This window comes from Mycobacterium sp. 852002-51971_SCH5477799-a (genome assembly GCF_001667145.1).
In the GTDB taxonomy this organism is placed as follows: domain Bacteria; phylum Actinomycetota; class Actinomycetes; order Mycobacteriales; family Mycobacteriaceae; genus Mycobacterium.
Genome location: NZ_LZIF01000043.1, coordinates 26,242 through 39,296 on the forward strand (window position 1 = coordinate 26,242; position 13,055 = coordinate 39,296).

Below are 13,055 nucleotides of genomic sequence, written 5' to 3' on the forward strand. Positions count from 1 at the left end.
GCCGGGCGCTGGGGGCACTCCCCCACAAGTGGGAGGTACCCCCACCCGCTGGCGGGGGACGGGTCGCCGCCATTAGCCCAGTGACGTTCCTGCCGCTGCCCGCGCCGGGCACGACGCCGCGGCGGGTGCTGTCCATCGCCGGGTCGGACTCCGGCGGCGGCGCGGGCATCGAGGCCGACATGCGCACGATGGCACTGCTGGGTGTGCACGCGTGCGTCGCGATTACCGCGGTCACCGTGCAGAACACGTTGGGCGTGCAGAGCTTTCACGAGGTGCCCGGTGACGTCGTCGCCGGACAGATCGAAGCCGTGGTCGGCGACATCGGCATCCAATCCGCCAAGACCGGGATGCTGGCGTCGCCGCGCATCATCGACACCGTCGCCACCACCTGGACCCGGCTTGGGTTGACGGTTCCGCTCGTCGTGGACCCGGTGGCGGCATCCATGCACGGCGATGCGCTGATGGCGCCGGCCGCCCTGGATTCGCTTCGCACCCAATTGTTTCCGTTGGCGACGCTGGTGACACCGAACCTCGACGAGGTGCGACTGCTGGTCGACATCGACGTGGTGGACCCGGCGTCGCAGCGGGCGGCGGCAAAAGCGCTGCATGCGCTGGGCCCGCAATGGGTTCTGGTCAAGGGCGGTCACCTGCGGTCATCGGATCGCAGCTGCGACCTGCTCTATGACGGCGCCGATTTCCGCGAGTTCAACGCCCAGCGGGTTGCCACCGGTAACGACCACGGCGGTGGCGACACGCTCGCCAGCGCCATCGCGTGCGCCTTGGCGCACGAGTTCACCGTGCCCGACGCCGTCGAGTTCGGGAAGCGTTGGGTCACTGAATCTTTGCGCGCCGCCTATCCGCTGGGCCATGGCCACGGCCCCGTTTCCCCACCGCATCGTCAGCGGGCGCATGACTCTTGACGAGATCGCGGGCATCGCGCACGAACCGCACGGTACCCCCCAGGGCGTGGCTGTTCTGACCCACGGCGCCGGCGGTAACCGGGATTCCCTTCTGCTGCAACAGATTTGCGACGAGTGGGCGGGGCGCGGCTGGCTGGCGGTGCGCTACAACCTGCCCTACCGACGGCGCCGGCCCACCGGCCCGCCGTCAGGTTCCGCCGCGACCGACCGGGCCGGCATCGTCGAGGCCATCACGGTGTGCCGCGGGCTTGCCGACGGCCCGCTGATCGCCGGAGGGCACTCGTATGGTGGGCGGCAGACCTCGATGGTGATTGCGGCCGGGGAGGCCGCGGTGGACGTGCTGACGCTGTTCTCCTATCCGGTGCATCCCCCGGGGAAACCCGAACGCGCCCGCACCGAGCACCTGCCCGACATCACGGTGCCGACGGTGTTCACGCACGGCACCTCGGATCCGTTCGGCACGCCAGAGGAACTGCGTGCCGCCGCCGCGTTGATCACCGGAACGACGGCCGTCGTCGAGATCGCCAGTGCCCGCCACGATCTACGATCCAAGACGTTGAACGTGCCGGCGCTCGCCGTCGATGCGGCCCTACAGCTGCTCGGGCGGAATTAGACAGTTCAAACTGGACAGTTTCGACTGTCTAATTTAGGCTGGTGTCGTGGATGGCATCAGCGACTCCTCCGTAGCGGCGGCACGCGACATCAGGGTGGTGTTCAGCCGGCTACGGCGCCGGCTGAAGGACATCGCGGTCGACGGTCTGACGCCGTCCCAGACGGCGGTGCTAACCCGGCTGTGGAAAGAAGGGCCGTCGTCGGCCAGCGTATTGGCCGGCGCGGAACAGGTCCGCCCCCAGTCGATGGCCACCATCCTGGCCGCCTTGGGCCAGCGCGGGCTCGTCGAGCGTGCGCCGGACCCCAATGACGGCCGGCGTCAAGTGATCTCGCTGACCCCGGCGGGAAAGAGGCGCGCCGAAAGCGACCGCCGCGCCCGCGAGGAGTGGCTGGCCCGCACCATCCAGGAGCGCTACACCGAGCCCGAGCGGCGCATCATCGTCGATGCGCTGTCCCTGCTCGAGCGCTTGACCGAACAATGAAAGGACCGGTGCCACAATGGAAGTAGGACTGCACTTCATCGACTTTCTACCCGGAGACCCGGCCAAGCTGGGCCCCACGCTGGCCGACGCGGCCAAGGCCGCCGAGCAGGGCGGCGCCACGCTGTTCACCCTCGCCGATCACCTCTTCCAGATGGAAGAGCTTGCACCCGCGCAGAATCCGTTCCTCGAAGGTTACACATCGCTGGGCTTCCTGGCCGCCCAGACGACGACGATCGACCTGGCCCTGTTGGTCACCGGCGTCACCTATCGCTATCCCGGTTTGTTGGCCAAGGCGGTCACCACCCTGGATGTGCTGTCGCAGGGCCGGTCGATGTTGGGTTTGGGCGCGGCCTGGTACGAGCGCGAGCACACCGCGCTGGGCATCCCGTATCCGCCACTGAGCGTCCGCTTCGAAATGCTGGAAGAGACGCTGCAGATCTGCCGCCAGATGTGGAGTGCCGACGACGGGCCCTACGCCGGCACGCACTACCGGCTGAACGAGACGATCTGTGAGCCGCAACCGATTCGGCGACCCCCGATCCTGATCGGTGGGGACGGCGAGAAGAAGACGCTGCGCCTGGTCGCGCAGTACGCCGACATTTGGAACAGCATGTCGAACGATGTCGAGGAGCTCGAGCACAAGGTCGAGGTGCTGAACCGGCACTGCGACGCGGTGGGCAGGGACCCTGGTGAGGTCCGTAGGACGTCCGGCGGGCTGGCTGGTGCCGACCCCTTCGACGACACCGACGAATTCTTGAAGACCGTCGAACGCTACGCCGCGCTGGGTGTCGACATGATCAATATCGGCCCGATGCCCGGCAATCCGGATCCGGTCGGGTTCGTCCGCCGCCTGGGCGATGAGGTGATTCCGCGGCTCGCCGAAATAGGCTGATGCCATTCGGGATTCGTCATCCGGGATAGCGGGAGTAACAGGCATCGGCGTTGCCGGTCACGCCACCGCGGAACGCCGCGATCCGGGTGAAACCGGCCGGCACGCTGGTGCCGTCGGCGTCACTGGCCACCAAATGGTTGGTGAGCAGGCCGGCAACCGCCTCGTCGAGATCACCGGCGGTCAGCAGCAATTGGTTGTGGGAGGGCAGGTCGATCGGCTCGGCCATCTTGCGATGCGCCACACCGGTCAGGCATGCGGTCCGCAACGCGGTCCACGGGCTCTGCATCGGCAGGGCGCGCTCATGCTGCACCGCGAGCGCGTATCTCGACATCACGACGGACAGCGCGGTGTCGTCGCCTTGCGGCAGCGTCTGTTGCTTCTCGTCGGCGACCGCGCCCATGCCGGCGAGCCCGGGCAGGTCGACCACGATGGTGTTGGTGCCCGGACAGTACGACGCCGGGGGCGTCGCCTTGGCGTCCGGACAATCGGCCGGCTGGTAGGACAGCGCCGGCGGGTCGGCAGGTGCGAAGATCTTTCCCAGCAGCTCCATCAAGTTCGACATGGTGTCCTGGTTGATCGGCACCTCACCGGTTTCCGTCGCCCCGGAGTTGTCGACCCGCAAGGCATTTGGCAAATCGCCGCGGCGCTTTTCGATTTCGTTGCGGTTGATCGCCGCGCACGCCGAGGCGCCGTTGAGGAAACCCATCTGAAAGGCGCTGACGCGGTCGAGGGCCGAACCGTGCGCGTCGTCATTTTGCATCTCGCTGTCCATCACCGGGTCGCGGGTGGTGATGATTCCCGCCAGCACGTGGTCGAGACCGTCGGCGGTGCTCAGCGTGAAGCGCGGCGACTTGCCGTCGGCAACCCAGTACAGGTAGACACCCGCGAAGCAATCGGCCTGCTGCTCGCGGATGATGGTCGCGTCCCGTCTGGTCACCAGCTTCGCCATCTGCTGCAGCGCATGCCCGAATTCGTGCGCCAGCACGCCGGTGACGGACATGTCACCGAAGTACTTCTGCGCGGTGGGCATGAATACGCCGCGGTCCCAGGCGATCAGGTTGCATCTGCCGGTGTAGAAGGCGTTGACGAGCTTATAGGTGTCGTTGTGGCACACGATCGGGCTGCTCGGATCGCTCGCGTTGTAAGAGACCGTCTTGCTGACCGGAACGAACTTGCCCTTCAGGGATTGGTCGTACACCGACTGCCAGTAGTCCTCGATGTCGTTGACCGACAGCAACGCCAGGGTGTCGATCGGCCCGTCGTCGGTGTTGAGCACCTTGCCTTTGGGACTGGGTGCGTTCGAACGGATTCCGCTGGGCCCGTTGGTCGCCGGCAGACCACCGACCAGAAAGGGGTCGTTGAGCATCGACAGCGCACGGCCGCCCACGAACGTCGTGCATCCGGCCACCATGAGTACTGTCGCTGCCCAGACGATCGCCGACCTGAGCGCAGCGCTATTCATGACCAACCTCATCCCGACCGGCTACAGGGCAGCATCAAGGGAACTCAGTCTAGAGGCATTGACCCTACCCGGCAGCCGGAATCGAGGGGCCCAGCAAACACGTGCCTTGCGGCAAAGGCATTAGAAGGGCGGCGGCTCCCCGTCGCCAACGGCATGGGTTAAGTCGGAAGCCCAAGTAGACGGAGGCTTTTCGCCGTTTCGAGCCATTCGATTGTGGTGGCGTTCGGTGGCGATGCGCGCGGCCCGGTTTTGTGCCCGGGTACGGCGGCGTTTGGGCATCATCGCGGTGCGGTCGGCGCAGTAATCCGGGGTTGGGTCGGCCTCGGGGGCAGGCAAGCCGCCGGTGGCCAGACACAGGCTGGGAAACAACAAGGCGCTGCCCGGGGTGGTGACATAGGTCTGTCCGGCCGGCGAGGTCAAGATCAGCGTGCCGTCGGGCAGCTGCTGATCGCGCCACCCCCAGAACGTTTTCACCAAATGATGTGTGCGGCAGAGGCATTTGAGATTGGACGCGTGTGTCCGGCCGCCGTCGGCATACGGGATCGTATGGTCCAGGTCGCAGTCGGTGGCCGGGCGATCACAGCCCGGCCAGCGACACGTCAGGTCCCGGCAGCGCACGAAATCGGCCAACGCCCGCGACGGCGCATAACCGGACTCGGCAGGCGCATCCCCGGGATGCACCAGCGCCACCAGCTTGGCCGAGGCGGCCAACTCGGCGAGCAACTCGGGCGGGATCAAACCCTCCGCGCCGATCAGAGCGGCGGGCGTCGCGCCGCGGCCATCCAGCGCGGCCTGCTCGGCGATCACATGAATCCCCACCGGACTCGGCGCGGACCGGTTGCCGGCCGCGCAATCCGCTCGCCCGCACCGACACCCCAACCGATCCGCGTCGGCGGCCAACGCCCCCAACGCATCAGCGCGGCGCTGCTCACGGGTGCGCGGATCGTGCACACATACGGTGGCCGCCAGTGCGTCCAACCGCTGATCCAACGCCTGCGCATCCGGACTCATCAGGCTGCCCTCATAAGCGACATGCCCTCGCCCGCATCGGCGATCCAGACCTCGCGATCGGCCACCCGCTCCTTGCGGCGCCGCACCGCGTCCGCATCGGCGCGAGCCACCACCTTGTCCACCTGCGCGGCCAGCCGGCCCTGACTCAGCGACGGCCACCGGGTGACGTTGGCGGCCAGCGCAACGTCCACCGCACCCAACACGTCGGGATCGGTGATCAAATCGGTGCGGAACACGATCGTCTGAAACATCCGGCAATCGATATCGCCGGCGGAGAACACCGCACCCACCTTCGGCAGCCGCTCACGCATCGCCCGGGCATAGCGCACCCGGCTGCTGGCCAGCCCCTGCCCGATCCGCAACGCCGCGGCCACCTCCGCGCTGACCGCCGCCTCGGTATCAACGGCCCACTCCTCGGTCTCCGCACACCGCGACAACCGGTAGGAAAACAACTCACCGATCGCTACCAGCTGCGCAGCAGCAGCCCGATTCTCCGCGCGCGCCGCCGCACCGATCCGCTCCAACAGACCCACGGACACCGGCGTCACCGACGGGTACTGCCGCTCGACCAGCTCGTCAAAATAGGCGATCACCTGGGGTGGTGACCGATAACCCGACTCGCTTTCGAACATGTGTTCGATTCTATCAGTCGCGGGCGACAAGCCGCACCGTTACGGCACCCGGCTGCGATGCCTCTTGTTGTGCGGCGGCACACCGTTGACCCCGCCGATGGACTCCGCGTAGCTGCCGACGGCGAACCCGACGCCAGACCCCATGACCGCCAACGCATCCCGGTTGATGTTGTCGATGGTATCGCGAGGGCTCTGGAAGTTCGGGTCGAACGCCACGCCGGCCTGGCCGCCCCATAATCGGGCCTGGACGGGAGTCTTCGGCTGCGAGGCCCCGGTGGTCATGCCCCCGACGGGCACACCCGCGATCATGAAGGGGTGGTAGTCGGCCCTGGTGTCCAACGGCATGTCCGCGGGCCGCTTGCCGGCGAGGTACAGATATCCGGCGAGGGTGCGTTCGACACCGGCCGAGCCTTCGGGCACGTCCGCGGCGGACACACCGGGACCGGGCGGGCCGGACTGATCGCCGTCGTCGGTGAAGAATCCAGCATTGGGTGAACCGAGCATGGTGAAGTTCAGGTACAGCGCGATGTCGTTGAGCTGCTCACGGTCCATGCCGAACACGTAATCCAAGACGCCGTTGCGGCCGTCCTCATCGGCGCCCCAGAACACGAACCGCACCGCATTGTTCACCGGCGCCAGCGGGCCCAGTTGCAGCGCCGTCTCCAGCACGGCGGCCGCCCCGGAGCCGTCGTCGTTGATCCCGGGTCCGGCGCGCGAGCCGTCCAGATGCGCACCCACTACGACGACGTCGTTGGCCGACCCGGACTTGGTCTGCGCCACGACGTTTCGGGACGTGATCTTGACGTTCTGCGCATCCAGCACCAGTCGTATCGGTGCGGTCGCTCCCGCCAGCGCGGCGGCGCCGGAGGATCCCAGCACGGCGACCGGCACGGTCAACTGCTTGAAGTAGCCGGTGGTGAACAACGTGGGTGGAGCTCCCCGATCGGTGGGCGAGCTGAGTACGATCAGCGCGCTCGCGCCCTTGGCCACCGCGCTGTTCTGTTTGTCGACGACCGAACATTGGGCGTCGTCGACGACGGCGATCGCGCCGTTGGGCACGACGGCGGGGTAATCGGTTGCCCTGCAACCCGACGGCTGCGCCGGACGGATCGGCTGCCCGGTCAGTCCTCCGGGTGGGGACTGCACCAGCAGCGATGCCTGGTCAACGGGATAGGTACGGCCCGCAACGGTCAGCGCCGGCTTGCCCAAAGAGACGGTGTAGAGCCGGTCGAACTGCGGTGTCTGAACGTCGAAACCCCTGTCGTGCAGGGCTTTAGCGACGTAATCGACGCTGGCGTTGAAGCCCGGCATCCCGTCCGCGCGGTTGCCACCGTTGGCGTTGGCGATGTTCTGCAAGGCACGCAGGTGCGTCAGCATGCCCTCGGCAGTCACCTTCTTGGCCAGGCTGTGCCCAAGGTCCGGTGTCGTTGTCGGCAGCGCCAGCCGCGTCGACGAACAACCGGCCACCATGGCGATCAGCAGCAGAGTCGCGCCCAGCCGGGACATCATGACTTGACGAGTACGTGCCGGGTGCGGTCCGCCATGGCGGGAACGCCGTTGTGCCCGCCGAGGTCTTGCGCGTAGAGACCGATCGCGTAAGCCACGCCGCCACCGTTGATCCCCAGCGCGGTGCGGTCGACGTGGTCGAGGGTGTCGGATTTCTGGTGGTAGTTGGGGTCGAACGGTTGATCGGCGGTTCCACCCCACAACTTGGCCTGGTCGGCGGACATCTTTCCCTCGGCGCCCGAGAACAGGCCGCCGGCGGGAATCCCCGCCAGGGTGAATCCGTCGTAGTCAGACCGGCCGTCGAACGAAGTGTCCTGCGCGGTCTTTCCGGCTGACTTCAGGTAAGCGACCAGCGTTCGCTCGATGCCCGCCGAACCCTCGGGCACCACCGGCTGGCCACGAGCGTCCAGTGGCAGTGACTGGTCGCCGTCGTAGGTGAAATAGCCGGGGTTCGGCGACGCGAGCATATCGAAGTTCAGGTACAGCGCAATGTTTTTCAGCGCCGTCACGTCCAGGGACTCGACATAGTTGCGTGACCCGATCAGCCCGAGTTCCTCCGCACCCCAGAAGCCGAACCGCAGCGCGTTGTGCACCTGCGGCGAACTCCCCAGCCGCACAGCGGTTTCCAGTACCGCGGCCACACCCGATCCATTGTCGTTGATGCCCGGCCCCTCCGGCACGCTGTCCAGGTGCGCCCCCGCCATCACCACGTCGGTCGCCGAGCCGGTTTTGGTTTGCGCAATCACGTTGCGCGCCCGGAAGCTTTGGGTGCTGGCATTGAGCGTGATTGTGGTGGGTCCCGGCTGCCCACGCAGCTGCAGCCCCACCGATCGGGTGACGCTCAGCGCCGGAATCTTCACCTCGGTGGTCGGCCCCAGCGTGCCGCCCATCTGTTGTTCGTCGACGTTGTCGGCGATGATCATCGCCACGGCGCCCCGCTGCGCCGCGGCCTCTTCCTTCTGAGCGAACGGGCAGGTTCCGCGATCGACCAGCACCACGGCGCCCTGCAGCGGCAGGTTCGCGTAATCGGAGGCCGCGCAGCCGAGGTTGTTAGCCGGCGCGGCGACCAGCGGCCCGCTCACACCGTCCGGCGCGGTGCCGAGGCTGAAGTCCAGCGCGTGCGCCTCCACCGGCTTGCCGCCGACGGTGACGGCCGGCTTGTCGCCGTGAAACACTCGCGCCGAGAATTCGGGAGTCTGCACGTCAAATCCACTGCCGCGCAGGATATTTACCACGTAATCCACGCTGGCCTCATACCCGGGTGTGCCCACCGCCCGGGTACCGTTGTTGGCGTTGGCGATGTCTTGCAGCTTCGACAGGTGTGCCATCATCGCGTCCATCGTGACCTTGTCGTGCAACGCGGAGGCGAATTCGGCCGCCAAGGGGTGTGTTCGCTGCGAGTCCGACGACCGATGGAAGCAGCTGGTTGAGAATGCGGTCAGCGCGACCGCGGCGAGCAACGCCGCAGTCGTCGTGGATTTGTTCACCATCGCGCCCCAGGTTAGACCGCGGCCCAGGCCGCCGGGATCAGGACACGGCGGTATCAAACATACAGTGCGTTGAAGGGGGCAACGGGGATGTTGCGCACCACGAACCAGGCCAGCACCAACGACAGTGTCACGACGGCGGCCCAACGTCGGTGCTGCCAACTGCGGATCCGCCGACCCACTAGACGCCCGTAGGTCCAGGACGCATACGCCCACACCAACAGCACGACAGCCGCTAAGCCCAACGCATTGAACCTGGCGGCCGCCGGGAGATCGCCGTGCATCAGCGAATACAGCATGCGCAGGCTGCCGCATCCGGGACAGTCGATACCCAGTAATGCCTTGGTTGGGCATACCGGCAGCGGGCCGTTCGGGGTGGTCGGATCGCCCGCCCAGATGGCGGCGCACATCAGCGTCGTGGATGCCGCCACCACAAGTGGTGCACCCAGATTCGCGTGCGCCGCCCCCCAGCGGGTCACCATGATCAGAGGTTAGAACATCGCGGCGAGTGCCGCGTTGGTGTTCGTGTTCAGCGCACCGATCGCCATCAAAATGCCGTAGATGATGCCTACGGCGACGCCGATGACCGCAGACCAGATCACCCATCTCTTGGCGCTCTCGGCGGACGCTTGCGCCTCGGCGTAGCGGCCCTGCGCCCACAACCCATTGACCTGGCTCGACTTGACGATCGCCACGATTCCGAAGGGAAGGCAGCAGAAGAGGGTCGCCAGAATCGACCACACCAGATAGTTATTCGGCGCTTGGCCTTCCGGCTGCTGCGGCGGGTAACCCGGAGACGGCGGCGGATAATCGGGCGGCGGGGGAGGGGGGGGTGTCATGGATTCTCCAGTCAAGAGAAGTTAGCTGACGTAAAGCGGTGCTAACCATACCCGAGCAGGGTCTGATCGGCACTAGCAATGAAAAAATCATGTTTAGGCCACCGCAGGCACAATGGGGCGGCGGGGCGCCTTCTCTACAGAAGACCTCGATTATCGATGCGTCTCAACATAATTCGAAATTCTGTGCCTCGATAGGCGCGTCGCCATCGTTTCCCTGGTCATCCGCCGGTTCAGCCAAGGAAGGATGCCCACACAGACAATTGCCAACGGAATGTGTTGCATTACCACGACATATCCCTAATATCCGTGTTTAGAAGCGGCCGTTAAGGAGCCATTCATGTCTGATTTCAGCAACGCGCTGAGGGCGGCGACCCTAACGACGCTCACCGCAGGTTTGGCCTTAGCCGGCGGCGCCCCAGCGAGCGCGGATCCCGTCACCACCGGGAGCTCTTCGGATATCAACACGCTTGCGGCGGCGCTGTCGAAGGGCTACGGCCTGAACAACTGCACCGCTCAGAACATCGACCGCAGCACGCAACTGGCCGTGCTCACCTGCGGGCAGAGCCCCGATCCACGCGGACCGGTACAGGCCAAATACGTGCTGTTCACCAACGCCGACAATTTGGCCACCTCGTTCAAGGCGACCATCAATGAGGACGTGCTTACCCCATGCGGTGACGCCAGTCAGTCGCCGTCAAACTGGCACAAGGACGGTTCGGCAGCCAGCGCCGGGCAGGCGGCGTGCGGCACCTACCGAAACGGCGCCGAGATCATCTGGACTACGGACGCCAACAACACATTGAGTTACCTGCGCGCGTCCAACACCGACGTTGCTGCGCTTTACCAGTGGTGGCGTGCGAACGGGTGACGTTCCCGCTGTGCCGCAACCGATTCCGTCGACGGATAACCGAGAAGCGTTCGGCCCTCTTTATTTCCATCAACCGCAGGGAGTCAGAAAAATGTCACATCGGAACACCGCGCTGCGAGTCGCGTCGGCAGCTATAACGGGCAGTTTGGCTTTCGCGGGTGTTGGCGCCGCGAACGCCGAGCCCAACACCGGCAACGCGACGGACATGAATACGTTGGCCGCCTCGCTGTCGAAGGGCTACGGCCTCAACAACTGTAAGCCGCAAGAGCTCTCCGAAACCGGCGAACTGGCCGAACTGGTGTGCGGGCAAAGCCCCGACTCCAGCGGACCGGGCTCCGGCGTTTACGCCCTCTTCTCCAACAGCACGAACCTGGGCTCCGCCTTCAGCTCGACCATCAAAGACGTATCCCTGGCCGCGTGTGGAGACGCCGGGGCGTCGCCGGGAACGTGGAAACAGAACGGCCAGACGGGCGGCCAGATCGCCTGCGGCACCTACAAGAACTACGCGACGTTGACCTGGACCACCGATGCCAAGAATGTGTTGGGGCACCTGACGTCATCCAATTCGGACGTCAACGCGCTCTATCAGTGGTGGCGCACGAACGGCTGACGTTTACAGCTGAGCCGCGATCAGATCCGCCACCGCCCGCATCCCGGCCGCGTTCGGGTGTAAGGGCGCGGGGCGGCCCGGCAGTGGAATACCGAGGCGTGCCGGCAACGTCGTCCAGGGGTCTGTCGACCACGCGTGGTGTTCGCGACCCGCCGCGCCGGCGCGGATGACTTCGCAACCGGTCGCCGCGGCGGCGTCGGCCGTCATCGTTTCCAGCGTGGCGGCCACGTGCCGACCCAGGTCGGCATCGGGCGGCGAGAGTGGCGCGGCCGGTACTCCCGGGGGCGGCAGCAGCCTCAGGTAGTCGACGAAGAAGATCCGTGCCCGCGCCGATCGCTGACGCAGCGTGCGGCCGACCGCGCACAGCGATTCAAACACCGCGTCCAGGGCGCGATCTCGCGCCCCGCGATCCAGCAGTTCGGAGATGCGCTCCCCCAGCAGCGGCAGGTGGCGCAGCGGATGCGGAACTGCCGCCGCCATCAACAGCGGAATGTAGCCGACGTCATTGCCGCCGATGGTCACCGTGACCAGGCTTTCGGTGCCGTCCAGCGCGGCGATTTGGGGTGGTGCGCCGTGTTGGCGCTCGGTGAGCACATGCTCGGTGGTCGCCCCGGAGAAGGTGACGTCGACCAAGTCGTGCTGGTATTGCTGCGCGATCAGATGCGCGTAGTTGCGCGCGGATCGGCCCGACCAGCGGGGGGCCCCGGCCGCCCGGGGCCGGATGCCGGGACCGGCGGCCATCGAACTACCCAGCGCCACATAGCGACTCATGCTTGCGGGCTCGAAGCCTGCGCCCAGAACCGCTTCGGGATCCGTCCGGCGCGCCGCGCCAGATATCCGGCGGTGACCGCGGCGGCCATCGCGGCGGCCATCGAGGCCGGATCGGCCGCCCTGGTCACCGCGGTGGCCAACAGCACGGCGTCGCAACCCAACTCCATCGCCAGCGCCGCGTCGCTGGCCGTCCCGATGCCCGCGTCAAGCACCACCGGAACGCCGGCCCGGGCGACGATCATCTCGATGTTGTGCGGATTGGTGATGCCAAGGCCGGTGCCGATCGGCGAACCCAGCGGCATGACCGCCGCGCAGCCGGCGTCCTCGAGCCGGCGCGCCAGCACCGGGTCATCGTTGGTGTAGGGCAAGACGACGAACCCGTCGTCGACCAATTGCTCTGCGGCTCGTACCAATTCGACCGCATCGGGCAGCAGCGTGCGTTCGTCGGCGATCACCTCGAGCTTGATCCAGTTGGTGCTCAGCGCTTCGCGCGCCAACTGCGCGGTGAGCACCGCCTCGGCAGCGCCCCGGCATCCCGCGGTGTTGGGCAACGGGGTGATGCCCAACCGGTTGAGCAGATCGAGCAGTCCGGTGCCGCCCTCGGTGTCGACCCGGCGGATGGCGACGGTGGTCAGTTCCGTGCCCGAGGCCACCAGCGCCTCTTCGAGCACCGCGAGGTTGCTCGCTCCCCCGGTCCCCATGATGAGGCGCGACGCGAAACTGCGGTCGCCAATGGTCAGTTTTGCGTCAGCCACCTTGCACCGCCGTCACTATTTCGAGCCGGGCACCGTCGAAAAGCTCTGTGGTCCAACGGGATCGCGGTAACACCGCGTCGTCCATGGCCACCGCGACACCGCGGTCCGGAAAACCCATGGAATGCAGCAGCGCGGCTACCGTGATGCGCGCGTCGACGTCGACCTTCTGCTCGTTGACCACGACGATCATTGGCGCCACTCCTCTTCG

Annotated in this window: 14 protein-coding genes and 1 pseudogene; 6 read left to right on the forward strand and 9 right to left on the reverse strand. The window is 66.5% G+C overall.

Annotation, left to right across the window (positions count from 1 at the left end; all coding sequences use genetic code 11):
* The first annotated feature begins 80 nt into the window (after positions 1 to 80).
* From thiD to A5753_RS04295, 4 genes are read left to right on the forward strand one after another with little or no spacing between them, the layout of a single operon-like run.
* On the forward strand, positions 81 to 920 hold the full coding sequence (gene thiD, locus A5753_RS04280; protein ID WP_067123763.1) for a bifunctional hydroxymethylpyrimidine kinase/phosphomethylpyrimidine kinase: 840 nt from the start codon (positions 81 to 83) through the stop codon (positions 918 to 920).
* Positions 910 to 1,533 carry an alpha/beta family hydrolase gene (locus tag A5753_RS04285; RefSeq protein ID WP_067123878.1) on the forward strand — a complete coding sequence of 208 codons (624 nt, stop codon included), beginning with the start codon at positions 910 to 912 and terminating at the stop codon, positions 1,531 to 1,533. The genes thiD and A5753_RS04285 overlap by 11 nt, the downstream gene beginning before the upstream one ends.
* 46 nt (positions 1,534 to 1,579) lie before the next feature.
* Positions 1,580 to 2,014, forward strand: a complete 435-nt coding sequence (locus A5753_RS04290; RefSeq protein ID WP_067123765.1) for a MarR family winged helix-turn-helix transcriptional regulator — start codon at positions 1,580 to 1,582, stop codon at positions 2,012 to 2,014.
* Positions 2,015 to 2,030: 16 nt separating this feature from the next.
* Complete coding sequence (locus A5753_RS04295) at positions 2,031 to 2,906, forward strand: LLM class F420-dependent oxidoreductase (protein ID WP_067123767.1); 876 nt, start codon at positions 2,031 to 2,033, stop codon at positions 2,904 to 2,906.
* A gap of 16 nt (positions 2,907 to 2,922) precedes the next feature.
* Here the strand turns inward: A5753_RS04295 and A5753_RS04300 are convergent, their stop codons facing one another.
* From A5753_RS04300 to A5753_RS04325, 6 genes and pseudogenes are all read right to left on the reverse strand, one after another.
* Positions 2,923 to 4,368, reverse strand: a complete 1,446-nt coding sequence (locus A5753_RS04300; protein ID WP_067123769.1) for a peptidase — start codon at positions 4,366 to 4,368, stop codon at positions 2,923 to 2,925.
* A gap of 120 nt (positions 4,369 to 4,488) precedes the next feature.
* A pseudogene (locus tag A5753_RS04305) lies at positions 4,489 to 6,011 on the reverse strand (HNH endonuclease signature motif containing protein).
* 39 nt (positions 6,012 to 6,050) lie between these two features.
* On the reverse strand, positions 6,051 to 7,520 hold the full coding sequence (locus A5753_RS04310; protein WP_067123771.1) for a M28 family peptidase: 1,470 nt from the start codon (positions 7,518 to 7,520) through the stop codon (positions 6,051 to 6,053).
* Positions 7,517 to 9,007 (reverse strand): M28 family metallopeptidase, encoded by a 1,491-nt coding sequence (locus tag A5753_RS04315; protein WP_067123773.1) that lies wholly within the window; start codon positions 9,005 to 9,007, stop codon positions 7,517 to 7,519. The genes A5753_RS04310 and A5753_RS04315 overlap by 4 nt, the downstream gene beginning before the upstream one ends.
* A gap of 53 nt (positions 9,008 to 9,060) precedes the next feature.
* Positions 9,061 to 9,486 (reverse strand): DUF2752 domain-containing protein, encoded by a 426-nt coding sequence (locus tag A5753_RS04320; RefSeq protein ID WP_067123775.1) that lies wholly within the window; start codon positions 9,484 to 9,486, stop codon positions 9,061 to 9,063.
* A 9-nt stretch (positions 9,487 to 9,495) separates the two neighbouring features.
* Complete coding sequence (locus A5753_RS04325) at positions 9,496 to 9,843, reverse strand: CD225/dispanin family protein (protein WP_067123777.1); 348 nt, start codon at positions 9,841 to 9,843, stop codon at positions 9,496 to 9,498.
* 337 nt (positions 9,844 to 10,180) lie between these two features.
* Between A5753_RS04325 and A5753_RS04330 the strand changes: the two genes are divergently transcribed.
* Together A5753_RS04330 and A5753_RS04335 are read left to right on the forward strand one after the other, a co-directional pair.
* Complete coding sequence (locus tag A5753_RS04330; RefSeq protein WP_067123779.1) at positions 10,181 to 10,711, forward strand: serine/threonine protein kinase; 531 nt, start codon at positions 10,181 to 10,183, stop codon at positions 10,709 to 10,711.
* 91 nt (positions 10,712 to 10,802) lie between these two features.
* Positions 10,803 to 11,321 carry a serine/threonine protein kinase gene (locus A5753_RS04335; RefSeq protein WP_067123781.1) on the forward strand — a complete coding sequence of 173 codons (519 nt, stop codon included), beginning with the start codon at positions 10,803 to 10,805 and terminating at the stop codon, positions 11,319 to 11,321.
* 3 nt (positions 11,322 to 11,324) lie between these two features.
* On the opposite strand, the gene A5753_RS04340 is transcribed toward A5753_RS04335, so the two are convergent.
* Genes A5753_RS04340 through thiS form a run of 3 tightly spaced genes read right to left on the reverse strand, consistent with a single transcriptional unit; the run spans position 11,325 to position 13,037 of the window.
* Positions 11,325 to 12,092, reverse strand: a complete 768-nt coding sequence (locus tag A5753_RS04340) for an SGNH/GDSL hydrolase family protein (protein WP_067123782.1) — start codon at positions 12,090 to 12,092, stop codon at positions 11,325 to 11,327.
* Positions 12,089 to 12,847, reverse strand: coding sequence for a thiazole synthase (locus A5753_RS04345; protein ID WP_067123784.1), 759 nt, complete (start codon positions 12,845 to 12,847; stop codon positions 12,089 to 12,091). The genes A5753_RS04340 and A5753_RS04345 overlap by 4 nt, the downstream gene beginning before the upstream one ends.
* A complete protein-coding gene (thiS, locus tag A5753_RS04350) occupies positions 12,840 to 13,037 on the reverse strand; it encodes a sulfur carrier protein ThiS (RefSeq protein WP_067123786.1) in 198 nt (65 codons plus the stop codon). The genes A5753_RS04345 and thiS overlap by 8 nt, the downstream gene beginning before the upstream one ends.
* Positions 13,038 to 13,055 lie beyond the last annotated feature (18 nt).